This is a genomic window from Pseudonocardia xishanensis, assembly GCF_039541715.1.
Classification (GTDB): Bacteria; Actinomycetota; Actinomycetes; order Mycobacteriales; family Pseudonocardiaceae; genus Pseudonocardia; species Pseudonocardia xishanensis.
Window position 1 is genome coordinate 21,018 of sequence record NZ_BAABGT010000017.1, and the last position, 23,011, is coordinate 44,028.

Below are 23,011 nucleotides of genomic sequence, written 5' to 3' on the forward strand. Positions count from 1 at the left end.
AGGTTCCCTCCTGCACGGGGGATGCGCACTTGGGGCGCCCTGTCAGGTTCAATTCCTGTGTCCTCCACCAAACGTGGACCGAGGGTCGGTCGCCATTCCGGCGACCGGCCCTCCGTCGTCTGACGGACTTCTTCCAAGGAGCCCCGCATGGCCGCCCCCACCGCGGAACCCGCACCGCAGCAGTCCGCCGGGGAGAGCACCCTCGAGGCCGAGCTCGGCCGCCGGCCCGCCGCCCAGCCCGCGTTGACGGCGCAGGCGCGCCACTCGGGCCGCCCGGTGCTCGACGCCGGGCGCGGCCAGCCGAACTGGATCGCCCTCACCCCGCGCGCCGCCTACTTCCGGCTCGGCGCCTTCGCGGTGGCCGAGGCGGCGGCAGCGGGCTCACCCGCGGCCGGGGACCCCTACTGGGGCCGCACCCCGGTCGGCGGCGGGATCGCGGACCGGCTCGCGGCGGCCCTGGCGGCCGACCACCGTGCGGACCCCGAGGACCAGGCCGCGCGGTTCCTCGCGGCCGCCATCGACTGGGTCGTCGCGGAGCTGGGCGCGGACCCGGACGAGCTGGTCACCGAGTGGGTGCGCGGCATCCTCGGGGACGGCTACCCCTCCCCCACGCGGATGCTGCGGCACTGCGAGCACGTGCTCGAGCGGTACGTCGTGGAGGTCACCGGCGCGGTGTCGGAGTCCGGTGAGCCGGGGCCGCCCGGCCGGTTCCACGTGTTCGCCACCGAGGGCGGCGCCGCCGCCATGGCCTACACCTTCCGCTCGCTGAAGGAGAACGGCTTCTTCGGCCCCGGGGACAAGGTCGCCATCGCCGCGCCCGTGTTCACCCCGTACCTGCAGATCCCGGCGCTGGCGGACTTCGGGCTCGAGGTCGTCGAGGTGCAGGCCGCCCCGAACAAGGCCTACCGCTTCGAACCGGGGCAGCTCACCGAGGCGCTGCGGGATCCCTCGATCAAGGCGTTCATGGTGATCAACCCCGGCAACCCGGACACCCGGGCGATGCGGCCCGAGCGGCTGCAGGAGATCGCGGGCCTGATCGCCACCGAGCGGCCGGACCTGGTCCTGGTGGCGGACACCGTGTACGCGACGTTCGTCGAGGGGTTCCGCGGCCTGCTCGCCGAGGTCCCGCGAAACGTGATCTGCCTGCACAGCTTCTCGAAGAACTTCGGCGCCACCGGCAACCGGCTCGGGTTCGTGGCCGTCGCCGCGGACACGGCGCTGGACGAGCTGCTCGCCGCCCGTCCCCGGGCCGAGCGCGCCGCCCTGGCCGAGCGCTACCACTCGGTGACCGAGGACCCGACCGCGCTGCCGTTCGTGTCCCGGATGGTCGCGGACAGCCGCGAGGTCGCGCTGCACAACATCGCCGGGCTCGCCACGCCGGACCAGGTGCAGATGACCTTCTTCGCCCTGGCGCACCTGCTGCCCGAGGGGGCCGCGCACGTCGGGTCGCTGCGCACCGAGCTGGCCGCCCGCCACGCCGCGCTGCTCGAGCCGCTGGGCATCGAGGCACCGGGCGGGCAGGACACGCAGTACTACGCGCTCATCGACCTGGAGGCCGTCGCGCGCGTGCGGCACGGCGAGGAGGGCGTGGCGCGACTGCACGCCGCCGACTCCACTCGGGTCCCGCTGCACCTCGCGAGGGACCACGGCGTCGTCGTGCTGCCGGGTGCGGGCTTCGGTGCCCCGACGTGGGACGTCCGCGTCTGCCTCGCCGCGCTCCCCGCGGAGGAGCTGCACACGATCGGCGAGTCCCTGGCGAAGGTGGTCGACCACCTCACCGCCACGCCCTGATCCGTCCGCCCGGGAGCGGTCAGACCGCGGCGCGGGAGCGGGACTGCTGGGCCTCCATCAGGGAGTCGAACTCCGCGCGCCAGTCCTCGGCCAGCGGGTACTGCTTGCGGGTCGCCTCCTCCAGGGACAGCTCGACCGGCATGCCGAAGGTGTCGTGCAGCTCGAACAGGTGTGCGCCGGTGACCGTCTCGCCCTGGCGGTTCAGGCGACGCAGCATCGACAGGCCCTTGCGCAGGGTCCGCGCGAACTGCTTCTCCTCCTTCTGCAGCACCGCGACGATCTGCGCCTCCTGCTCGGCGACCTCCGGGTAGACGTCCGCGTACAGCTTCCCGACGACCGGCACCAGGTCCGCCGCCACGCCTGCGGTCAGCTCCAGGTCCAGGCCGAAGCGCAGGGCGCGGCGGACCAGCCTGCGCATCACGTAGCCCTGCTTGGAGTTGCCCGGCTTCACGCCGTCGGCGGCGAGGAACGCGGCGCCGCGGATGTGGTCGGCGACCACGCGCATGGACTCGGTGAACTCGTCGTAGGTCTTGCCGGACACCGCCTCGAGCCGCTCGATGATCGGCCACACCAGGCTGATCCGGTAGACGTCCGGGCTGTCGATGGAGGCCGCGGCGATCCGCTCCAGCCCGCCGCCGAAGTCCACGTTGTGTCGCGGGAGCTCGGCGAACCCGCCCTCGGGCTCCTTGCGGAAGGTCATGAAGACCGAGTTGCCGATCTCCAGGTACTGCCCGCCGTCCGAGTTCTGGTGCGGGTACCTGCCGTACGCGGTGTCGTGCTCGACCTGCGGGAAGTAGTAGAAGACCTCGGAGTCCGGGCCGCCCGGGTCCCCGGCGGGCATCTCGTCCGGACCGCCGAAGCGGCTCCACCAGTTCTTGTGTCCGTAGAAGGCGATCCGGGCGCCGTTCGAGCCGTGGTCGTTGCCGTACTCCTCGGTGTCCAGGTCGATCCGGTCCGCGGACACCCCGCGCTCGGTGAACAGCCGCTCCCAGATCGCGGCGCTCTCCTCGTCCCGCGGGATGCCGTGCTCGGGATCGCCGATGAAGCAGGAGACGTAGATGCGGTCCGGGTCCAGCCCGACGACGTCCACCAGGAACCCGAACAGCCGCGGGATCTGCTCGGCCTTCTCGTAGTCGCCGAGGCTCCAGTTGCCGAGCATCTCGAAGAACGTGGTGTGCCGGTTGTCGCCGACCTCGTCCATGTCCTGCGCGCGCAGGCAGGGCTGCACGTCCGCGAGCCGGGAGCCCTCGGGGTGGTCCGCGCCGATCAGGTACGGCAGCAGCGGCTGCATGCCGGAGCCGGTGAACAGGGTGGTCGGGTCGTCCCGCAGGACGATCGGGGCGCGCTGGACGACGGCGTGCCCGTCTGCGGCCAGCAGGTCGAGGAAGGCGCGACGGATGTCCTGAGCGTCCATGCGGGCACCCTGCCAGGGAGATCCACTCCGTGGGAAGGTCCGAAGGAAGGACGTCGGCGTCCGGTTCGGCCGGATCCGTCGAATGTCGGCGATGCGCCGCGGCGGGGACTACCGTCCGTCGCGGAGGAACCGCGTGCGGTACCGACCCGCGAGCACCAGCAGCCCGAGCTCGAGCACGACGGCGACCACCACCAGCTCGGCGTCCAGGTACCCGAGCGCGACGTTCACCCCGGCCAGCGCGAGCACCAGCCCGGCCCGGCAGAGCCGGACCCCGGCACGGTCTCGGCCCAGCACCCACGCTCCCGCGGCCACGACGAGCAGCACGCCGACGACCGCCTCCCCCGCCGACGCGACGACCAGTGCGGGCGGGCGGCTTCCCGGGGCGAGGGTCGTGTCGTCGAGCACGAGGCGAAGGTCCGGGTCACCGCTCAGCAGGGCCACGAACACCACCAGCCCGACCAGCGACGCGAGCCCCAGCAGGAGCGAGCCTGCGATCAGCAGGATCCGGTGCACCCACCGCGGCAGCAGCACCCGCTCGACGCGCACCGCCGCGGCCCGGACCGGGGCGAGGGGCGAGCGCGGCTCCTCGACGGGCGCCGCCTCCACCAGCGGCCGGACCTCGCCCGCGAACGCGGCGAGGTCCGGCCGGGTGGGCTCGGCGGCGAGGGCGTCGAGGTCCCGCAGCAGAGCGGCGCGGGCGGGCGGGCGCAGCGGGCCGTCGGCCAGGTCCTTCAACCGGACGACGACCGAGTAGGCGAGCTCGCGGGGCCGGTTCAGCGGCACGCGGCCCGCCAGCGTGGCCACGCCCAGCACGGCGAGGAGGCAGCTGTAGATGATCGGCGCCGCGAGCGGGGTGAAGTAGTCGTTCTGCCTGGTGATGAACTTGCCGACCTCGTCGACGAACAGCCCCGACCCCACGCCGACGCACACCGCCGTGGTCGGTTGGACCCACGGGTTGCTCCACAGCAGCGCCACGATCCCGCCGACGAGCAGCAACAGCCCACCCCACAGCGCGTGGGCCAGGTGGTACTCGCCGCCGCCGATCTGCGGGTAGCCGGTGAGGGCCAGGTAGAGCCGGGTGACCACCACGGTCACCCCGAAGGCGACGGCGACCAGCCGGACCGAGCGTGCCCCGTCGGACCGCGGGACGGGGCCGCGCAGGCGCGGGGTCGCGGCGGCAGGCACGAGCTCGCTCACGGCTCCGCCCACCAGGCCCACGCCAGTGGCGGCAGGTGCACCCGCCCGTCCCGGACCTCGACCGGGTCCGAGGCGAGCACCGGCTCCAGCCCCGTGAGCAGCGCGGAGTCCACGGACGCCGGGTGCTCCGCGACGTTCGCCAGCCCCACGAACGCCCCGGTGTGCGGCGGGCGGCGGCGCCAGGCGAGGACGTGCGGGTCGTCGACCCGCAGGACCTCGGTCGGGGCGGCGGCGTGCAGCGCGGGCAGGGCGGCGCGGGTCGCGGTGAGCCGCCGGAACCAGCCGAACACCTCACCCTCCACCGTGGACGGGTCGTGCCGTCGGCCGAACGCGGTCTCGTCCAGGCGCGGGCGGTGCATCCAGCGGTTGTCGTCCGCCAGGGCGGGGTCGTCGCGGTAGGAGTGGTCGTTGCGCTGGGCCAGCTCGTCCCCCATGTACAGCAGGGGCACGCCGCCGAAGCCGCAGGTCACCGCGTGGAGCAGGACCAGCCGTCGGACGCCCGCGGGTTCGTCGGTCTCGATCCCGCAGAGCGACGCGGCGCTGCCGGAGATCCGGGCGTCCCCGGTCTCCGGGTTCTCCTGGAACGCGGCGCCGCGGGCGAAGGAGCCGGGGAAGCGGCCGCAGTAGAAGTCGGTGAGGAAGCGGCGGTGCGCGGGGCCGGACCAGCCGACCGCCGCGGCGTCGGTGTCCGACACCGCCCAGCCGATGTCGTCGTGGCAGCGGACGTAGGTGGCCCAGGACGACCCGAGCGGGATCGGCTCCATCCGCCGCAGCGCCTGCACGGCGAGCCGGGCGTCCCCGGTGGCCAGCGACGACCAGAGCAGCACCATGAGCTGGTTGTGGTAGGCCAGCTCGCACTCGGGGCGCTGCCGGGGATGGCCGCCGAGGTAGGGGACGAGATCCTCGGGCGAGACGATCGCCTCCGCCTTGAACACGGTCGCCGGCGCCGCCAGCCGCACGGCCGCGCGCAGGGCCTGCAGGATGTCGTGCACCTCGGGCTGGTTGAGGCAGTTCGTGCCCAGCCGCTTGCCCAGGAACGGCACCGCGTCCATCCGGACGATCTCCACACCCCGGTCGGCGAGCTGCAGGAGGGTCCCGAGCATCGCCGCGAAGACCTCGGGGCGGGTGTAGTCGAGGTCCCACTGGTAGTCCCAGAAGGTCGTCCACACCCATCCCTGCACCTCGTCCACCCAGGTGAAGCAGCCGGGGGCACGGTCAGGGAAGACGTCGGGGATGGTGGCCTCGTACGCCGCGGGCATCGTGCGGTCCGGGAAGGCCGTGTAGAAGGAGTTGCCGCCCGCGACCCACTCGCGGGCCCAGGGGTGCTCGCGGGCGGTGTGGTTGAGCACGAGGTCCACGCAGAGGCTCATGCCGCGCTCGCGCAGGGCGGCGGCGAGGTCCTCGAGGTCGGCCATGGTGCCGAGGCGGGGATCGACCTGCGTGTAGTCCGCGACCGCGTAGCCGCCGTCGTTCTCGCCCTCGCGGGGGCGCAGCAGCGGCATCAGGTGCAGGTAGGTCACGCCGAGCTCGGCGAGGTGGTCCAGGCGGGTGTGCAGGCCGCGGATCGTGCCCGCGAACCGGTCGACGTACGCGACGTACCCGACCATCCGCGGGTCCTGGTACCACTGCGGGTCGATCTCGCGGCGGCGGTCCAGCTCGCGCAGCGCCGCCGGGCGGCCGACCGCGGCGGCGAGGGCCTGCCGGACGATGCGGGCGGGCAGCGCCGGGTCGCCGTAGAGGACCGTCAGCGGGAGGTGCAGATCGGCGAACCACCGCTCGACGCGCGCGCAGAAGGCCACCGCCTCGGCCCGCCCGAGCGCGTCCTCCGCCTCGACCCGCAGGGCCGGGAGCAGCTCGTGCAGGCAGCGCGCGGCCTCGGCACGGCGCTGCGCCTCCGGGACGCGGCGGCGGAGGTCGGCGTCGGTCGGGGACGGCGTCGGCCCCCGGGCGTCGATCATCCGCTCATCCTGCCGTGTCGGACGTCCCCGTGGTCCAGTCCCGCAGCGGACGACACCCGAGCGCCACCAGCCCGACGGCCGCCACGCACGCCACTCCCCCGGTCACCGCGGCGACCTCGGGTCCGGCGAACCCGGCGACGAACCCGGCGCGGGCGTTGCCGACGCCCGGCGCCCCCGCCCCCACGACGTACTCGACGGCCGTCACCCGGCCCCGGTAGCCGTCGGGCGTGGCGAGCTGGATCAGGGTGCCCCGGCCGATCACCGACACGGTGTCCGCCGCCCCGGCGGCCGCGAGGCAGGCCAGCGTCGCGACCAGGCCGTCCACCAGCCCGAACCCGGCCAGCGCGGCACCCCAGACCGCCGCGGCGACGAGCGAGGTGCGGCCGGGGCGCACGGCCCGCGCGACGGGCCCGGACAGCAGCCCCGCGACGGTCCCGCCGACGGCGATCGCGGACAGCAGGAAGCCCAACGTGCGGGGGTCCCCGCCGAAGCGGGCGGCGTTGACCGCCGGGAACAGCGCGATCGGCATGGCGAGCAGGGTCTGCGCGAGGTCGGAGAGCAACGCGCCCCGCAGCACCGGGCTGCGCACGACGAAACGCAGGCCCGCGAGGGTGGAGCGGGGCGTGCCGTCCGCGGGGTCGGGGGCCATCCGCGGGAGCCGGGCCACGCCGTAGAGCGCGGCGGCGGTGATCACGGCGTCGACCGCGAACGCGGCCTGCGCGCCCCAGCCTGCCAGCAGGATCCCGCCGAGCGCGGGCCCGGTGAGCATCGCGACCTGGAAGGCGACGTGATCCAGCGCCACCCCCGCACCCACCCGCTCGCGGACCAGCAGCCGGGGCACGAAGGTCCGCCGCGCCGCCGACCCGAGTGCGGTGCAGCCCGTCTGCACCGTGACCAGCGCGAGCAGCACGGCGACCGAGCCGATCCCGAGTGCCACCGTCGCGGCCAGCAGCGCGGCGGCCGCGGCGGTGCCGAGGCGGGTCACCAGCACCAGTCCCCGCCGCTCGACGTGGTCGGCGAGCGTGCCGCCGACCAGGCCGAACACCCCCGTCGCGAGCCCGGTGGCGAGGCCGACGGCGCCGACCCACGCGCTGCTGCCGGTCAGCTCCCACACCTGGAACAGCACGGCGACGACGGCGATCTGGGAGCTGACCGCGGAGGCGGACCCGGTGAGCCAGAGCCTGCGGAAGTCCGCGGACTCGCGCAGCGGGCGGAGGTCCAGTGCCGAGCTCACCGGAGCTGTTCGGAGATCCGGTCCACGAACGGCCGCTCCCGCAGTGCCGCGGCCATGTCCGCGATGACCTGCGTGACCCGGTACGGGAGCTCGCCGTCGAGCTGGGCGACGGCGGCCTCGGTGGCCCGCCACTCCGCCTCGAGGAACGGCACGAGGTCGGCGCCCTTGGCGGTGAGGGCCACCAGCCGGGTGCGCGCGTCCGGGCCCGGCGTGGACTCCACGAGTCCCTCCCTCCGCATCGCGGACACCGTCTGGCTCATCGCCGAGTGCGTGACGTCCACCTCGGCGGCCAGCTCCTTCACCGACAGCGGCCCGCGGTGGTGCAGGCGGATCAGGGCCATCGAGAACCGCGGCCGAACCCCGGCGATCCCCCGCCGCGCATACAGCTCAGCGATCGCGCCGTCCATGTCCGCGAGCAGCGCCTTGAGCGGGACGAGCCAGCTCTCACGGGTGGGGTCGATCGATGTCACAGCGCTAATATAACAGCCCTGTCATCATCCCGGTACCGCGTTCGGGCAGGATGGCGGGCGTGCGTCGAACGGCTGTCTCCCTGCTCGCCGTCCTCCTCGCGGTGGTGGTCGTCGTGGGCGGGGTGCTGTGGTGGACCGGCTCTCGGCCGCAGCCCGGCTGCCGGGTCGAGGCGGCGGGGACCACGGTCTCCCTCACGCTCGCGCAGGCGGAGTACGCGGCCACGATCGGCGGCGTCGGGTACGCCGAGGGGATGCCGGACCACGCCGTGACGGTGGCGATCGCGACGGCCCTGCAGGAGTCCCGGCTGGACAACCTCGCAGGCGGCGACCGGGACTCCGCGGGGCTCTTCCAGCAGCGACCGAGCCAGGGCTGGGGCACGTACGCGCAGGTCACGGACCCGGTGCACGCGGCGCAGGCCTTCTACCGGGCGCTGCGGAAGCTGCCGGACTGGCAGGACGCCACGGTCACCGAGGCGGCCCAGCTCGTGCAGCGCTCGGCCGCGCCGTCGGCCTACGCGCAGTGGGAGCCCCAGGCCCGCGCCATCGCCGTCGCGCTGACCGGGCAGCAGCCCGCGGCGCTGCGGTGCCGGGACCTGACCCCGCAGAGCCCGCCGGACGACGTGGCCGCGGTCGCGGCGGCCGAGCTCGGCACCGCCCGGCTCAGCGGTCCCCAGCCCGCCCAGCGCGGCTGGGCGCTCGCGGCCTGGTCGGTGGCCCACGCGGACCGGTTCGGCCTCACGGCCGTCACCTACGACGGCCGGACCTGGAGCGCCGGCGAGGGCACCTGGGCCACCACCGGCCCCGCCGACGGCACGTTCTCGCTCAGGACGGGGTAGGCGGGGCGAAGAACTCCAGCGCGATGCCGTCCGGGTCCCGGAAGGAGACGCCGGAACCGTAGTGGGCGTCCTTGATCCCGCCGTGGGTGATCCCCAGCTCGTCGAGCCGCGTCACCCACCCCTCCAGCTCGGCGCGGTCGGCGCAGGTGAAGGCGACGTGGTCCAGGCCCGCGAGCCGGGCGTCGAACGCTCCGTCCGGCGAGCCCCCCGTGTGGGTGTGGAGGCCGAAGAGCTGGCCGCCCCCGATCGCGTAGACGGTGTGGTGGAAGTCGCCGGACCCCTCGTCCTCGTCCAGGACGGGCTCGGTCCCGAACAGGGCGGTGTACCAGCGGGTGCTGCGGTCCAGGTCGGAGACCGTGACCGCGACGTGGGTCAGGGGCGGGAAGGCCATGCGTGTCCTCCGAACAGCGTCGGTCGGTGGGTGGCCCAGTCTGCTCGCCGCACCCGTGCGCCGGACCCTCCGACCGGACGGGATCAGGCCAACAGCGGCGCGAGGCGTTCGGCGTGGTCCTTGAGCAGGGCGAGGATCTCCTCGTTGGGCTCGGCGATCCGGTGCGGCGGGCCCGCGATCGCCAGCCCCGCCACCAGCGAACCGTCCCCCGGTGCGCGCACGGACACCGCGAGGCAGCCGCGGTCCGCCCGCAGCTCCCCGCACTGCCGGGCCATCCCCCGCGCGGTGACCTCGGCCAGGTCCAGGTCCGCCGCACGGGTGGTGTGCTCGGTGAAGGCCCGTTCCTCGCGGACGAGCGCGTGCCAGTCCGGCTGCTCGGCCAGCAGCAGCCTGCCCAGTGCGCTGACCTGCGGATACCGGGCGAGCAGGGCGCCGGCGCTGGGCGGGTGGTCCGGGTCGGGGTCCACGACGACCACCTGCCCGGTCCGGTACGAGGCCAGGTGCACCCCCCACCGCACCAGCCCCCGCAGGTGCTCGACGACGGCGCGGGCGGCGGTCGGCGGCGCCGACACCACCGGCAGGGCGAGCCGGGCGGCCCGCCTGCCCAGCTCGAAGCCCTTGAGGTCCGGCAGCCGGACCAGGTACTCCTCGGCGACCAGCAGGTTCAGCAGCCGATACGTCGTGGCCTGCGGGAGCTTGAGCGCCGCGGAGATCTCCTTCGCCGTGACCCCCGGACCCGCCGCGACGACCTCCTCCAACACCGCGAGGGCGCTGCGCACCGCCTTGGGCTGGCGCCCCGAGAGCGGGGCGGGCCCCGTCATGCCCGGGTCCCCGCGATCCGCCGACCCGCGACGTCCGCGGCGACGGTCTCGTCGTACACCCCGATCCCGGCGAGCGCGGCGGGACGGCGCCACCGCAGCAGCGCCCACCAGGCCAGGCCGAGGGCCGCGATCACGCCGAGCACCACCGCAGGCCCCGGTGCGCTCAGCACGAAGGCCACCAACACCACCACCAGGATCGGCGCGATCACCGCGGTGGCGGCCACGGCGGACCACGTCAGCTCGCCGATCCGGTGCAGGAACACCGGGGCCGCCACGCAGACCAGCAGGTAGGCGACCAGGAACCCCGAGGTGGCGAGCGTCAGCAGCGTGACCAGCACCGGGCCCACCGGGACACCGGCGGCGACCGGAAGGGCCAGGACCAGCACCACCACCGGCATCGCCGCCACCAGCGCGACGTGGGGGGTCCGGAACCGGCGGTGGGTGCGCCCGAGCGCGGCGGGGGCGACCCCGTCCCGGGACAGCGAGAACAGCACCCGGACGAGCGCCGTCGTCGTGGCCAGCGCGCACGCCAGGAAGGACGCGATCAGCCCGAGGTCCAACACCACGGGCACCCAGGACCACCCGCGGGCCGTCGCCAGCACCAGCACCGGTTCGGCCTGCCCCGCGAGCCCGCCCGGGGTGTCCGCGAACCCGACGACCTGGACGTGCGCGGCGAAGAGGTAGAGCACCCCGGCCACCGCGGCGGTGATCCCGACCGCGCGCGGCACGGTCCGGAAGGGCCTGCGGGCCTCGGCGCCGAGCGTGGTCGCGATCTCGAAGCCGATGAACGCGGCGAGCGCGGGCAGCACGCCCGCGGCGATCCCCCCGAGCCCGGGCGACGCGGGCGCCGACCCGGGCCCCGGGATCGGTCCCCCGGCCAGCAGCAGCGCGAACACCACCACCAGCACCGTGATCGCCACGCTCTCCACCAGCAGCACCACGCGCGCGGCGAGCCGCACCCCGCGCAGCGCGAGCAGCGCGACGAGCCCGCCCACCACCACCGCGACGGCGGCGGGGACCCACCGCCCGTCGGTCACGCCGAGGCGCGCCAACAGGGCGTCCACGTAGGCCGCGACCCCCGCCAACGCCGCGGCGGCCAGCAGCCCGTACCCGGTGAGCAGCGCGATCCCGCAGGCCAGCGCCGCGCCGGGGGCGAGCCCCTTCGCCGTGAGCGGGTAGAGCCCGCCCGGCGCGGCCATGCGGCGGGTGAAGCGGGCGATGCAGCCCGCGATCAGCAGGGCCAGCACCGTGGCGACGACGAACGACCACACCGTGGCCCCGCCCGCGGAGGCCGCGACGATCACCGGGACCGCCGCCATCGCCGCGGACGGCGCGGCCCCCGAGACCGACTGGGCGAGCACGTCGAGCGCGCCGAGCCGCCGTCGTTCGAGTCCGTGCACGGGGGAACGGTCGCGCAGCATGCCCACCTCCTGATCCTGGCCCGCGCACGTTAGCCCGTCGGGACAGCGCTGTGACCAGCCAGGACGAGTCGAATGAGAATTCCCGTCGCCGGATTCCCGTGGCGTGGGAACGCGCCGCGCGGTGATTCGCGCCACCGGAGAACGGCGGTTGTGCCCGACGCGGCGGCCGAGGACGGTCCCCCGCATCCGCCACTCCCCTGGAGCATCCATGAGTACGCGAACACTCTCCGGCACACTCGGCGTCGGCTCGATCGTCTTCATGGTCGTCGCCGCCGCGGCGCCGCTGACCGTCATCGCGGGCACCGTCCCGCTCGGCCTCGCCGCCGGCAACGGCGCGGCCTTCCCCACGACCTTCGCGCTGTGCATGGGCGTCCTGCTGCTGTTCGCGGTGGGCTTCTGCGCGATGAGCAGGCACGTCCCGAACGCGGGCGCCTTCTACTCCTACGTGCAGCGGGGGCTCGGCCGCGCCCCCGGGCTCGGGGCGGCGTTCCTCGCCCTCGTCACCTACACCGCGGTGCAGCTCGCCGTGTTCGGCTACATCGGCGCGGTGATCGACGGCCTCGTCCAGCACTGGGGCGGCCCCGCGCTGCCGTGGTGGGTGTGGTCGCTCGTCGTGCTCGCGGTCGTCGGGGTGCTGGGGTACCGGCACATCGAGCTGTCCGGGCGGGTGCTCGGCGTGCTGCTGGTCGCCGAGGTGGCCATCGTGATCGTGTTCGACGTCGTCGTGGCGGCCACCGGCGGCGGTGGGACCGGGCAGCTCTCGACGGCGTTCCTGCAGCCCTCCCAGGTCGTCTCCGGCTCGCTGGGCATCGCGATCATGTTCGCCATCGCGAGCTTCATCGGGTTCGAGGCCACCGCCGTCTTCCGGGACGAGGCCCGCGACCCGGAGCGCACCATCCCCCGCGCCACCTACACGGCGTTGCTGCTGATCGGGGTGTTCTACACGCTGTCCAGCTGGGCGGTGGTCTCCGCCTGGGGCGACGCGGCCGCCGTCGAGGCCGCGGGTGCCGACCCCGGCAACATGATCATCACCACCATCACGACCGTGCTCGGCCCGATCGGCGGCGACGTGGCGCAGGTCCTGCTGATGACCAGCCTGTTCGCGGCGATCCTGTCCTTCCACAACGTGCTGGCCCGCTACTGGTTCGCCCTCGGCAACGCCCGCTCGGTGTTCGCCGCCTGCGGGCGCAGCCACGCGAAGCACGGCTCGCCGCACGTCGCCTCGCTGACCCAGTCCGGGATCGCGCTGTTCTTCATCGTGGTCTTCGCGCTCGCCGGGATGGACCCGGTGGCCCAGGTGTTCGCGTGGATGGCGGGCACCGCGACGCTCGGCGTGCTCGCCCTCATGGCCCTGACCTGCACCGCGGTCCTCGTGTTCTTCCGCAGCACCCGCGCGGACACCCGGGCCTGGCACACCCTCGTCGCCCCGGCGCTCGGTCTCGTGGGCCTGCTGGCCTGCCTGGCGCTGACCGTCGCCAACTTCCCGACCCTGATCGGCGGCTCGCCCGCGCTGGCCGCCGCGATCGGCGCGGTCCTGGTCCTGGCCTTCGCGGTCGGGGCACTCTGGAGCCGCAGGCCCGCCACCGAGACGATCCCCGCTGGAGGAGTCGCATGACCACGCTCGAGAACCGCACCCACGCGCTCGCGATGGCGTCCGAGGCCGAGGTGACCGCCGTCCGCGAGGTCCTGCTCGCCGCCGGGCTGCTCGGCGAGACCGTCCGCTACACGTTCTTCGCCCCCGAGGAGCCGCCGAAGTCCGAGGTCCTCGCCGGTGCCGAGACCGACCGCCGGTTCCGGGTCGTGCTGTTGGACATCGCCTCCGGGCGGTCGTGGGACGTCGTGGCCTCGACGACGGGCGTCGTCTCCACCCGCGGGATCGAGCCGGAGCGCGAGGGCCAGCCCCCGATCATCGACACCGAGTTCGAGATGATCGAGGAGATCCTCAACGGGGAGCGGGAGTGGCTCGCAGCGCTCGAGACCCGCGGGATCGAGCCCGCCTCGGTCCGCGCCGTCCCGCTGTCCGCGGGCGTCTACGACTACCCGGGCGAGGCGGGCCGCCGCATCGTGCGCGCCTTCGGCTTCCAGCAGGACCACGCGAAGGACCACCCCTGGGCCCACCCGATCGACGGCCTCGTGGCCTACGTGGACCTCACCACGCGGTCCGTGGACCGCGTGATCGACACCGGGGTGGTGCCCGTCCCCGAGACGACGGGCAACTTCGACGACCCCGAGGTCCAGGGCGAGCACCTCGACCTCAAGCCCATCTCGATCACCCAGCCCGAGGGTCGCTCCTTCACCGTCGAGGACGGGCACGTGCGGTGGGGCAAGTGGGACCTGCGCATCGGGTTCAACGAGCGCGAGGGCCTGACCCTGCACCAGATCGCCTTCGACAACCGCCCGATCTGCTACCGCGCGTCGGTCGCCGAGATGGTGGTCCCCTACGCCGACCCGGCGCCGGTCCGCTTCTGGCAGAACTACTTCGACTGCGGCGAGTACATGTTCGCCCGCTACGCCGACTCCCTGCAGCTGGGCTGCGACTGCCTCGGCGACATCCTCTACACCGACGCCGTCGTCGCGGACGACCTCGGGAACCCGCGGACCATCCGGAACGCGATCTGCATGCACGAGGAGGACTACGGCGTCCTCTGGAAGCACTCGGACATGTTCACCGGATCCCGCGAGACCCGCCGCCAGCGCCGCCTGGTGATCAGCTTCTTCACCCCGATCGGCAACTACGACTACGGCTTCTACTGGTACCTCTACCTCGACGGCACCATCGAGCTGGAGTGCAAGGCCACCGGCATCGTGTTCACCTCCGGCACCCCGGGTGAGTACGCCACCGAGATCGCGCCCGGCCTCGGCGCCCCGTTCCACCAGCACCTGTTCTCCGCCCGGCTGGACATGACCGTCGACGGGCCGCGCAACGCGGTGGAGGAGGTGGAGGCGGCCCGCGTGCCGATGGGCGAGGGCAACCCGTACGGCAACGCGTTCCGGCGACGCGTCACCCGGCTCTCCCGGGAGTCCGACGCCCAGCGGGACGCCAACGCCGCCACCGCGCGGGTCTGGCACATCGTCAACCCGGACAAGCGCAACGCGCTGGGCCAGGAGGTCGGGTACGTGCTGCACCCGACCGGGCAGCCGACCCTGCTCGCGGACGACGCGTCGTCCATCGCGGGCCGGGCGACCTTCGCGACGAAGGCGCTGTGGGTCACGCAGTACGACCACGACCAGCGCTATCCGGCCGGGGACTTCGTGAACCAGAACCCCGGCGGCGCGGGGCTGCCCGCGTGGGTGGCGGCGGACCGTCCGGTCGACGGCGAGGACATCGTCGTGTGGCACACCTTCGGCCTCACGCACTTCCCGCGCCCGGAGGACTGGCCGGTCATGCCCGTCGACTACACCGGGTTCGTGCTCAAGCCCGCCGGATTCTTCGACCGCAACCCGGCCCTGGACGTCCCGCCGAGCTCACAGGGGCACTGCCACTGATCACTGCCACTGATCACTGGCACTGATCGTTCCGACCGATCACGCCTGTTGGGGGCAGGCGGGGGCGGGGCGGCGGCGCAGACCCAACACCAGCGCCGCCGCCGTGAGCGCCACGATGCCCAGCGCGTACACCTCCGCGGTGACGTGCAGGCCGAAGCGGGTGCCTGCGAACCCCGCCGCCACCGCGGGCAGCGAGAACGCCAGGTAGGAGATCACGAACGCGACGGCGAACAGGGCCCCGCGCTCGTGCGGCTCGGCGATCCGGGCGAAGGTGCCGAAGGTCGCCAGGGCCGCGGCGCCGAACCCGATGCCCGCCACCAGCGTCCCGACCAGCCCGAGCGCGATCTGCCCGAGCCCGATGCCCGCCAGGGTGACCAGTGTGCCCAGCCCCAGCACGGCCGCGGCCGGGGCCAGCAGTCGGGGCGCGGGCGCGTTGCGCAGGGCGAAGGCCGTGATCGACCCGGTGCCGCAGAGCAGTGTGACCACCACTCCGCCGACGAGGTGGTTGGTCAGGCCGAACAGCTGCGCGGCCACGGACGGGCCGAGTGAGAGATAGAGCCCGCCGAGCGCCCAGCTCGCGATCATCACCGGGACCACCGGCACGACCTCCGGGCGCAGCCGCGCGGGCACGCCGACCACCGGGCGGAGCGAGGCGAGCGCGCCGGGCCTGCGCGCGGACGTCTCGGGCATCAGCGCCACGATCACCGCGGCGACGCCCATCCCGGCCAGCAGCAGGGCGAACACGAACCGCGTGGGCGACGGGCCGAACTCGACGAGCGCGCCGGTGCCCAGCGCCCCCAGTGCGAGGCCCGCGGTGGGGGCGACGGAGTTGACCAGCCCCGCCCTCCCCCGCGCGTGCGGCGCCTCGAGGTCCACCAGTGCCGCGCCGAGCGTCGTCATCGCCGCGCCGGTGGCGACGCCCTGCAGCAGCCGGGCCACCGACAGCACGAACACGTTCCCGGCCAGCAGGAACAGCACCAGGGCCAGGGACTCCAGCAGGAGCGCGCCGACCAGGACCGGCCGCCGACCGACGTGGTCCGACAGCGCGCCCACGACCAGCAGCGAGCCGAGCAGGCCCACCACGTAGATCGCGAAGACCACGGTCAGCACGGTCGGGCTGAAGCCCCACATCTGCTGGTAGACGATGTAGAGCGGGGACGGCGCGCTGGAGGCGCCGAGGAAGAGCATGACGATCGCGGCGACGGCGGCGAAGAACAGCGGGCGGGAGCGGAGGGCGGTGGTCATCGGGAGCCTCACAGGAGTGCAACGATCTGTGCGTTAGCGACCGTAGCACGGGATCGCAATGATCGTTGCGTTAGTGCATACTGGCGGCCATGACGAGCCCGACCCGGACGGGGACCCGACCCGGCGGCCGCTCGGCCCGGGTCCGAGCGGACGTGCACCGCGCGGTCGCGGAGCTGGTGTCCGCACAGGAGGACACGCTCACGCTGCCGGTGGTCGCCGCACGCGCGGGCGTGCACCCCACCACGCTGTACCGCCGGTGGGGCTCGGTCGCCGAGCTCCTGGCGGACGTCGCGACCAGCCGGTTCTCCGGGGACGTCGTGGTCCCGGACACCGGCTCGCTGCGCGCCGACCTGGAGCGGTGGGCGGCGAGCGTGGCCACGGACGTCGCGGACCCGGAGGTCCTCGCCCTGATGCGCGCGGCGATCGGCGCGGGCGAGGTCGGGGCCTGCGCCTGCCGCGGGGACCGCGAGGAGCAGCTCGCCGCGATGCTCGAGCGGGAGAGGGTCCGCAGCGGCCGGGCGCCGACGGTCGAACGGGCCGTGGACGTGCTCCTGGGCCCGATCTACTTCCGTGCGGTGCTCACCGACCGCCCGGGCACCCCGGAATGGGCGCGCGGACTGGTCACGCTCCTCCTACCGGAGTGATCCGCTCGGCCAGCCGCGCCGAGTAGATCGAGTACCCGTCGATCCAGCGGGCGATCGCCGTCGCGAGCAGAGTGGCGACCATCATCGGCGGGAGCAGGCCGAGGCCGACGTCCGTCAGCTCGAGGACGATCACCAGGCCCGCCAGCGGTGCCTGCATCCCCGCTCCGATCATCGCGGCGGCGCCGATCAGCGCGAAGGCACCGAGATCCGCCCCCGGCCACAGCAGCGTCCACAACGCGCCGAGCGCGGCACCCAGCGTCGCACCCGTCGCGAGGGCGGGGGTGAACAGGCCGCCGGACGCGCCGCTGCCCAGGCACATCGCCGTGACCAGCGGCTTCAGCACGAACAGCAGGGCCGGCAGCCACACCGGTCCCACCCCGTTGAAGGCCTGTTCGGCGAGGTCCTTGCCGTTGCCGTAGAGCTGGGGCAGCACCAGGCCGAGCGCGGCGAGCACGGCGAACGCCCCGAGCGGCGCCACCAGCTGCCACCGCCCCTTCGGCTGCCGGTGCGACACCCAGGCCACCAGCCGCACGAACAACACCGCGGCCGTCCCCACGACGATGCCGGCCGGGAGCGACCACACGAGAGTGATCAGCGTGAAGGGCTGCACGGGCAGCCCGACGTAGACCGGGCCGGACGGCAGGACCAGCCACGCGGTCAGCGTCGCGACCGTCGAGCAGGCCAGCGCGGGCAGCATCACCGGCAGCCGGATCGCCCCGACCAGGACCTCCGCGGTGAACAGCGCGCCGCCGAGCGGCACGTTGTAGACCGCCGCGAGCCCCGCGCCCGCCCCGCAGGCGACCAGCAGCCGACGCTGCGGCGTCGAGAGCCCCGACCAGCCCGCGAGCACGCTGCCGCACACCCCGCCCATCAGCTTCGGCGCCGCCTCGCGACCCAACGACGCCCCGAGCCCGACGACGATCTCCGACAGCACCGAGGTCCCGAGGCTGCGGCGCACCCCGAGCCGCCCGTCGCCCGTCCACACGGTGTCGTCCACATCGGACCGCCCCGGCACGTACCCGCGGAGCAGGTACCAGCCGACGCCCGCGATCACACCCGCGACCAGCAGCGGCACCACCCGGCCGACCCACGAGGCCCCCGCCACGGCGGCCTCGAAGTTCCCGGTACCCGCCCCCGACCCGTAGGCGAGATCGGCGACGGCGAACAGCAGCAGCATCAGCGCGATCCCGAACAGGCCCGCGCCGATCCCGGTGAACACGACCATCAGCCAGAACCGCGGGGTCAGCGGGACGTCGCCGTCCCCGGTGACGTTCGGCTGGTCCATCGCCGCGCGCCCCGAGGCGATGCGCCTGCGCAGCAGGGGCGGGGGCTCGCGGAGACGCTCGCTGGGCGTCCGCCGGGCACCCCACCGGCCACCGCGCCGATCACCGCGCCGATCACCGCGCGTCCCCGGATCGTCCACGGTCGACCATCCTGCCGGCGACCCTGGGATGCTCCGATGCCCCTCTCCGCAGGCGTGCGCCGCGGTGACGCCCTGGGCAATGTGGCGGCCGGGACCTTCGGCACCGTCCCCGGCCTGCTGCTGCTCCCCTACCTCACCGACGCCCCCGGCGTCGCCGCCGGACTGGCCGGGCTGCTGGTGGTGCTGCCCAAGGCGTGGGACGTGGTGCTGAACCCGGTCGCGGGGAGGGTCAGTGACCGGGCGGGCACCCGGCGGCCCTTCCTGCTGTGGGCCGGGATACCGGGTCGGCCGAGGCGGACGAGATCGGCACCCGCGCGCCACCCGCTGCCGCACCCTCGTCGGGGGTGCTGGCCACACCCCGAGCAACCCGTTGGCCCGGTCGTCCGGGGCCCCCGTGCGGCGGGAGTCTTCTGCGCAGGAGAGGCCGCCCCCCGAGCGGCCCGCAGTAGCCCCGGGAGAGTCCCATGACCACCGTCTTCCCCCACGAGAACGCCCAGTCCCAGGCCGCCGTCGAGCTGCTCGCCTCGGCGGTGCGCGGCCCGGTGTTCGAACCCGGCGATCCCGGCTTCGCCGAGGAGGCGAGCGGGTTCAACGTGGCGCACACCCCGGCCGCCGCGGTCGTGGTCGGCGCGACCTGCACCGCGGACGTCGCCGCGGCGGTCCGGTTCGCCCGGGCCAGTGGACGTCGGGTCGCGGTGCAGGCCACCGGGCACGGCCTCACCGACGAGCTCTTCGGCACCGTGCTCGTCAGCACGCGGCGGATGGACGCGGTGTCCATCGACCCCCTCAACCGCCGCGCGGTCGTCGGGGCGGGCGTCCGCTGGCGCGCGGTGCTCGATGCCGCCGCGCCGCACGGCCTCGCCCCGCTCTGCGGCTCGTCGTCGCACGTCGGCGTGGTCGGGTTCACCACCGGCGGCGGACTCGGCCCGTTCGGGCGGCGGTTCGGCTTCGCGGCCGACCACGTGCGGCGGTTCATCCTCCTCACCGCCGACGGCGCCGTCCGGGAGATCGACGAGCACAGCACCGGCTCCGACGGCGACCTCTTCTGGGCCGTCCGCGGCGGCAAGGGCAACTTCGGGATCATCACCGAGATCGAGTTCGACCTCGTCCCGGTCAGCCGCTTCCACGGCGGCGCGGTGCTGTTCGCGGGCGAGGACGCGGCGGCCGTGCTGCACACCTGGCGCGAGTGGGCGCCCACGATGCCCGAGCACACCGGCACCTCCGTGGCCCTGCTCACCACGCCGCCGGACCCGCGGCTGCCGGAGCCGATCCGCGGCCGGTCCGTCGTCGCGGTGCGGTTCAGCACGCTCGCCCCGGCCGAGGAGGGCGCGGCCCTGCTCGCCCCGCTGCGCGCGGTCGCCACACCGCTGATTGACACCGTCGGCGAGCTGCCCTACGCCGCGCTCGACGCCGTCCACATGGACCCGACCGACCCGATGCCCAGCTGGGACCGCGGCACCTCGCTGCGGGAGCTGACCGCCGAGACCGTGGACGCGCTGCTCGCCCACGCGACCCCGCCGCTGGCCATGGTCGAGGTCCGGCTGCTCGGGGGCGCCGTCGCGCGCCGGCCCGAGGTGCCGAACGCGGTCTCGGGGCGGGACGTGGCGTTCTCGGTGTTCACCGTCGGTGTGCTCGCGGGCCCCGAGCCGCAGCTGGTGCCCGCCGCGGCCGCCGCGCTCGTCGACGCCCTGCGCCCGTGGGCCGCGGAGGGCGGGTTGGTGAACCTCCTCGGGCAGGCGTCGCCCTCACGGGTGGGTGCGCTGTGGTCCCCCGCGGACCGGGAACGCCTGCTGGACATCGCCTGCCGGGTCGACCCGGAGGGGACCTTCGCCACCAATGTGGTGATCGCCTGAGTGATTGTGGACGGTCGGGGGGCCGCGCGGGACGATGAGTGCTCAGACGCCGAACAGGGTAGGAGCATTCATGGTCGCCTCCAGTCAGGAACCGAACCGCGAGATCGAGGTCCAGGGGACCCGGGTCTGGGGCTTCGGTGGCCCCACGTCCGGCTCCGGCTCGCACGACGGGCAGAGCGCGCTCAAGCTGCACCGCGGGATCTCGGTGATCGCGTTCCTGCTCTGTGTGCTGGTCGTGGTCGTGTTCCTCATGGACGGCGCCATGGTCCCGGCGATCGTGTTCGCCGTGGTGGCCCTGGGCTGCGTCGGGATCTTCGTGTGGACGGCGACGCAGCTGCGGAAGACGCAGAGTCACTGATCTGACCTGACCAGCTACGCTCCGCCACATGGCGGAGCACCGGAGGCCCGAGCACATGGGGCCGCGGACGGCGATCGCGCTGGTCCAGGTGCTGGGCCTGGCCGTCTGGTTCTCCGCCTCCGCCGTGGCGCCCGCGTTGTCGGCCGAGTGGGGGGTCGGGACGGTCGCGCTCACGGTCTCGGTCCAGCTCGGGTTCGTCGCGGGCGCGGTGGGCTCGGCGGTGCTCACCCTCCCCGACCGGCTCCGCCCGCACCGGCTGCTCGCCGGCTCGGCGCTCGGGGCCGCGGGCACCACCGTCCTGCTCGCCACCGCGGTCGAGTCGGCCGGGCCCGCGCTGGCCCTGCGGGCGCTGACCGGGCTGTTCCTGGCAGGCGTCTACCCGGTCGGTATGAAGCTGACGACGTCGTGGTCCCGCCCGAGCGCCCGCAGCCGGGACCTGGGCCTGCTGGTCGCGGCCCTCACGCTCGGCTCCGCGTTGCCCCACCTGCTCGGCGGGCTCGCACTCCCCTGGCGCGAGCTGCTGCTGGGCGCGGCGGCCGCCGGGGGGCTGGCCGCGGTGGTCGCCGTCGTCGCCGTCCGGCCGGGACCCGGGCACGCGCCGGCCGCCCCGCCCGATCCGCACTTCGCCCTCGGCCTGCTGCGGGACCGGACCGCCCGGCTGGTCGTGCTCGGCTATCTGGGCCACATGTGGGAGCTCTACGCCTTCTGGACCTGGCTCCCGAGCTATCTCGAGGCCGCCTCTCCCGGGCTGCGGGCCCATCTCGTGGCGTTCGTCGCCGCCGGAATCGCGGGGGCGGGGGGCTGTGTGGTCGCGGGGCGGGCCGCGGACCGCTGGGGGCCGGCCCCGATCGCGGCGCTGGCGCTCGCCGCGTCGGGCACCTGCTGTCTGCTCTCCCCCACGATGGTCGACGCCGCGCCTGCGGGGCTGGCGTTCTTCTGCGCCGTGTGGGGCGCGACCGTGATCGCCGACTCGGGGCTGTTCACAGCCGCACTGTCCGACGTGGTCGACCGCCGGTACGTCGGGACCGCCCTGACCACGCAGACGGCCCTGGGGTTCCTGCTCACCGCGGTCAGCATCCCGGTCGTGGCGGCGGCCGCCGACCTGACGGGCTGGCGGCTCGCGCTGCTCGTCCTGCTGCCGGGGCCGGTGTTCGGGGTGTGGGCGATGCGCGCGTTGCTGCCCGGACGAGTCACACTGGAGGCATGACTCCCCCGGGTTCGACGGACCTCCTCGTCGTCGGCGCAGGCCCCGCGGGTTCCGCGGCGGCGGCGTGGGCCGCCCGTCAGGGCATGGACGTCGTGCTCGCGGACTCCGCCGAGTTCCCTCGGGACAAGACCTGCGGGGATGGGCTCACCCCGCGCGCGATCGCCGAGCTGGACCGGCTCGGGCTCGGTCCGTGGGTGCGCTCGCACGGCGCGAACCGCGGGCTGCGCGCCGCAGGGTTCGGCCAGGAGCTGCTGCTCGAGTGGCCGGGCGGGTCGCTGCCCGCCGAGGGCAGCGCCGTCGCCCGCACCGAGCTGGACGACCGCATCCGGGCCGTGGCGCTCGAGTCCGGTGCCACGGGGGTGACCGGCAAGGCGGTCGCGGTCGAGCGGGACGGTGAGCGGATCTCCGGTGTGACCTTCGCCGACGGGCGGACGATCGCCTGCCAACGCCTGGTCGTCGCCGACGGCGCCCGGTCGACCCTGGGCCGGGTGCTCGGGCGGGAGTGGCACCAGGACACGGCGTACGGCGTCGCGGCGCGGGGGTACATCCGCTCCGAGCGGCACGACGACCCGTGGATCTCCTCGCACCTGGAGCTGCGCGGCACCGCCGACGAGGTCCTCGCCGGGTACGGCTGGGTCTTCCCGCTGCACACCGGCGAGGTCAACATCGGCGTCGGGACGCTGGCGACCGAGAAGCGCCCGGCGAACGTGCAGCTCCGCGCGCTGATCGAGCACTACGCGAACCTCCGCCGCGAGGACTGGCGGCTCTCCGGCGAGGTCCGGCTGGTCCGGTCGGCGCTCCTGCCGATGGGCGGGGCGGTGTCCGGGGTCGCGGGCCCCAACTGGGCACTGATCGGGGACGCCGCGGGCTGCGTGAACCCGCTCAACGGCGAGGGCATCGACTACGGCCTGGAGACCGGGCGGCTGGTGGCCGAGCTGGCCGCGGGCGAGAAGGACCTCGCGCTCGCCTGGCCCGCGACCCTGCGCGGCCACTACGGCCAGGCGTTCTCCATCGCCCGCAGGCTCGCGGGCCTGCTCACCCTCCCCCGCCTGCTCCCGCTCGCCGGCCCGGTGGGCATGCGCTCCACCGCGCTGATGCGGGTGGCGCTGCGGGTGATGGGCAACCTGGTGACCGAGGAGGACCGCGACCTCACCGCCCGCGCCTGGCGCGCGGCGGGCAGGCTCTCCCTGCGCCTGGACACCCGCCGCCCCTTCCCCGCGCCCGACCTGCGCTGACCCACTCGCGGTGATCATCAGACCCCT

Annotated in this window: 20 protein-coding genes; 10 read left to right on the forward strand and 10 right to left on the reverse strand. The window is 74.5% G+C overall.

Features of this window, described 5'->3' with window-relative positions; translation table 11 throughout:
• The first annotated feature begins 147 nt into the window (after window positions 1-147).
• Entirely contained in the window at window positions 148-1,791 is a 1,644-nt protein-coding gene (locus ABD993_RS05975; RefSeq protein WP_345413527.1) for a bifunctional aspartate transaminase/aspartate 4-decarboxylase, read from the forward strand.
• A gap of 19 nt (window positions 1,792-1,810) precedes the next feature.
• On the opposite strand, the gene ABD993_RS05980 is transcribed toward ABD993_RS05975, so the two are convergent.
• From ABD993_RS05980 to ABD993_RS06000, 5 genes are all read right to left on the reverse strand, one after another.
• On the reverse strand, window positions 1,811-3,205 hold the full coding sequence (locus tag ABD993_RS05980; protein ID WP_345413529.1) for an alanine--tRNA ligase-related protein: 1,395 nt from the start codon (window positions 3,203-3,205) through the stop codon (window positions 1,811-1,813).
• Between the two features lie 108 nt (window positions 3,206-3,313).
• Entirely contained in the window at window positions 3,314-4,402 is a 1,089-nt protein-coding gene (locus ABD993_RS05985) for a hypothetical protein (RefSeq protein WP_345413531.1), read from the reverse strand.
• Window positions 4,399-6,360, reverse strand: coding sequence for an alpha-amylase family protein (locus ABD993_RS05990; RefSeq protein WP_345413532.1), 1,962 nt, complete (start codon window positions 6,358-6,360; stop codon window positions 4,399-4,401). Before ABD993_RS05990 ends, ABD993_RS05985 begins: the two co-directional genes overlap by 4 nt.
• A 4-nt stretch (window positions 6,361-6,364) precedes the next feature.
• Entirely contained in the window at window positions 6,365-7,594 is a 1,230-nt protein-coding gene (locus ABD993_RS05995) for an MFS transporter (RefSeq protein ID WP_345413534.1), read from the reverse strand.
• Window positions 7,591-8,064 carry a MarR family winged helix-turn-helix transcriptional regulator gene (locus ABD993_RS06000; RefSeq protein WP_345413536.1) on the reverse strand — a complete coding sequence of 158 codons (474 nt, stop codon included), beginning with the start codon at window positions 8,062-8,064 and terminating at the stop codon, window positions 7,591-7,593. The genes ABD993_RS05995 and ABD993_RS06000 overlap by 4 nt, the downstream gene beginning before the upstream one ends.
• A 59-nt stretch (window positions 8,065-8,123) precedes the next feature.
• Between ABD993_RS06000 and ABD993_RS06005 the strand changes: the two genes are divergently transcribed.
• Complete coding sequence (locus tag ABD993_RS06005) at window positions 8,124-8,900, forward strand: hypothetical protein (protein ID WP_345413538.1); 777 nt, start codon at window positions 8,124-8,126, stop codon at window positions 8,898-8,900.
• Here the strand turns inward: ABD993_RS06005 and ABD993_RS06010 are convergent.
• The 3 genes from ABD993_RS06010 to ABD993_RS06020 form a co-directional block, all read right to left on the reverse strand.
• Window positions 8,887-9,291: a VOC family protein gene (locus ABD993_RS06010; protein ID WP_345413540.1), complete on the reverse strand. Its 405-nt coding sequence runs from the start codon at window positions 9,289-9,291 to the stop codon at window positions 8,887-8,889. The genes ABD993_RS06005 and ABD993_RS06010 overlap by 14 nt on opposite strands.
• A gap of 83 nt (window positions 9,292-9,374) precedes the next feature.
• Window positions 9,375-10,112, reverse strand: a complete 738-nt coding sequence (locus tag ABD993_RS06015; protein WP_345413542.1) for an IclR family transcriptional regulator — start codon at window positions 10,110-10,112, stop codon at window positions 9,375-9,377.
• Complete coding sequence (locus ABD993_RS06020) at window positions 10,109-11,533, reverse strand: APC family permease (protein WP_345413544.1); 1,425 nt, start codon at window positions 11,531-11,533, stop codon at window positions 10,109-10,111. Before ABD993_RS06020 ends, ABD993_RS06015 begins: the two co-directional genes overlap by 4 nt.
• Window positions 11,534-11,741: 208 nt before the next feature.
• On the opposite strand from ABD993_RS06020, the gene ABD993_RS06025 reads away from it, so the two are divergent.
• Both ABD993_RS06025 and ABD993_RS06030 read left to right on the forward strand, forming a co-directional pair.
• Window positions 11,742-13,148, forward strand: coding sequence for an APC family permease (locus ABD993_RS06025; RefSeq protein ID WP_345413546.1), 1,407 nt, complete (start codon window positions 11,742-11,744; stop codon window positions 13,146-13,148).
• Window positions 13,145-15,019, forward strand: a complete 1,875-nt coding sequence (locus tag ABD993_RS06030) for a primary-amine oxidase (RefSeq protein WP_345413548.1) — start codon at window positions 13,145-13,147, stop codon at window positions 15,017-15,019. Before ABD993_RS06025 ends, ABD993_RS06030 begins: the two co-directional genes overlap by 4 nt.
• Window positions 15,020-15,058: 39 nt before the next feature.
• Here ABD993_RS06030 and ABD993_RS06035 read toward each other — a convergent pair whose 3' ends face one another.
• Complete coding sequence (locus ABD993_RS06035) at window positions 15,059-16,264, reverse strand: MFS transporter (protein ID WP_345413550.1); 1,206 nt, start codon at window positions 16,262-16,264, stop codon at window positions 15,059-15,061.
• An 89-nt stretch (window positions 16,265-16,353) separates the two neighbouring features.
• Between ABD993_RS06035 and ABD993_RS06040 the strand changes: the two genes are divergently transcribed.
• A complete protein-coding gene (locus tag ABD993_RS06040) occupies window positions 16,354-16,908 on the forward strand; it encodes a TetR-like C-terminal domain-containing protein (protein ID WP_345413552.1) in 555 nt (184 codons plus the stop codon).
• Here the strand turns inward: ABD993_RS06040 and ABD993_RS06045 are convergent.
• Entirely contained in the window at window positions 16,886-18,331 is a 1,446-nt protein-coding gene (locus tag ABD993_RS06045; protein ID WP_345413554.1) for a chloride channel protein, read from the reverse strand. The two genes, ABD993_RS06040 and ABD993_RS06045, sit on opposite strands and share 23 nt — an antisense overlap.
• Before the next feature lie 36 nt (window positions 18,332-18,367).
• On the opposite strand from ABD993_RS06045, the gene ABD993_RS36630 reads away from it, so the two are divergent.
• The 5 genes from ABD993_RS36630 to ABD993_RS06070 all read left to right on the forward strand — a co-directional run bounded on the left by ABD993_RS36630 (window position 18,368) and on the right by ABD993_RS06070 (window position 22,984).
• On the forward strand, window positions 18,368-18,799 hold the full coding sequence (locus ABD993_RS36630) for an MFS transporter (protein WP_425568903.1): 432 nt from the start codon (window positions 18,368-18,370) through the stop codon (window positions 18,797-18,799).
• Window positions 18,796-20,184 (forward strand): FAD-binding oxidoreductase, encoded by a 1,389-nt coding sequence (locus ABD993_RS06055; RefSeq protein WP_345413556.1) that lies wholly within the window; start codon window positions 18,796-18,798, stop codon window positions 20,182-20,184. The genes ABD993_RS36630 and ABD993_RS06055 overlap by 4 nt, the downstream gene beginning before the upstream one ends.
• Before the next feature lie 70 nt (window positions 20,185-20,254).
• Complete coding sequence (locus ABD993_RS06060; RefSeq protein ID WP_345413558.1) at window positions 20,255-20,542, forward strand: hypothetical protein; 288 nt, start codon at window positions 20,255-20,257, stop codon at window positions 20,540-20,542.
• Window positions 20,543-20,570: 28 nt separating this feature from the next.
• The gene (locus ABD993_RS06065) at window positions 20,571-21,749 is read left to right on the forward strand and encodes an MFS transporter (RefSeq protein WP_345413560.1); all 1,179 of its coding nucleotides are present in this window, start codon (window positions 20,571-20,573) and stop codon (window positions 21,747-21,749) included.
• Window positions 21,746-22,984, forward strand: a complete 1,239-nt coding sequence (locus tag ABD993_RS06070) for a geranylgeranyl reductase family protein (protein ID WP_345413561.1) — start codon at window positions 21,746-21,748, stop codon at window positions 22,982-22,984. The genes ABD993_RS06065 and ABD993_RS06070 overlap by 4 nt, the downstream gene beginning before the upstream one ends.
• The last annotated feature ends 27 nt before the right edge of the window (window positions 22,985-23,011 follow it).

Bases quoted from the DNA above. Each gene is read 5' to 3' on its own strand.
- ABD993_RS06040 (WP_345413552.1), top strand. From the start codon at position 16,354: ATGACGAGCCCGACCCGGACGGGGACCCGACCCGGCGGCCGCTCGGCC.
- ABD993_RS05980 (WP_345413529.1), bottom strand. From the start codon at position 3,205: ATGGACGCTCAGGACATCCGTCGCGCCTTCCTCGACCTGCTGGCCGCA.
- ABD993_RS05975 (WP_345413527.1), top strand. From the start codon at position 148: ATGGCCGCCCCCACCGCGGAACCCGCACCGCAGCAGTCCGCCGGGGAG.
- ABD993_RS06010 (WP_345413540.1), bottom strand. From the start codon at position 9,291: ATGGCCTTCCCGCCCCTGACCCACGTCGCGGTCACGGTCTCCGACCTG.
- ABD993_RS06035 (WP_345413550.1), bottom strand. From the start codon at position 16,264: ATGACCACCGCCCTCCGCTCCCGCCCGCTGTTCTTCGCCGCCGTCGCC.
- ABD993_RS06060 (WP_345413558.1), top strand. From the start codon at position 20,255: ATGGTCGCCTCCAGTCAGGAACCGAACCGCGAGATCGAGGTCCAGGGG.
- ABD993_RS06030 (WP_345413548.1), top strand. From the start codon at position 13,145: ATGACCACGCTCGAGAACCGCACCCACGCGCTCGCGATGGCGTCCGAG.
- ABD993_RS36630 (WP_425568903.1), top strand. From the start codon at position 18,368: ATGCCCCTCTCCGCAGGCGTGCGCCGCGGTGACGCCCTGGGCAATGTG.
- ABD993_RS06065 (WP_345413560.1), top strand. From the start codon at position 20,571: ATGGCGGAGCACCGGAGGCCCGAGCACATGGGGCCGCGGACGGCGATC.
- ABD993_RS06015 (WP_345413542.1), bottom strand. From the start codon at position 10,112: ATGACGGGGCCCGCCCCGCTCTCGGGGCGCCAGCCCAAGGCGGTGCGC.
- ABD993_RS06020 (WP_345413544.1), bottom strand. From the start codon at position 11,533: ATGCTGCGCGACCGTTCCCCCGTGCACGGACTCGAACGACGGCGGCTC.
- ABD993_RS06070 (WP_345413561.1), top strand. From the start codon at position 21,746: ATGACTCCCCCGGGTTCGACGGACCTCCTCGTCGTCGGCGCAGGCCCC.
- ABD993_RS06025 (WP_345413546.1), top strand. From the start codon at position 11,742: ATGAGTACGCGAACACTCTCCGGCACACTCGGCGTCGGCTCGATCGTC.
- ABD993_RS05990 (WP_345413532.1), bottom strand. From the start codon at position 6,360: ATGATCGACGCCCGGGGGCCGACGCCGTCCCCGACCGACGCCGACCTC.
- ABD993_RS06055 (WP_345413556.1), top strand. From the start codon at position 18,796: ATGACCACCGTCTTCCCCCACGAGAACGCCCAGTCCCAGGCCGCCGTC.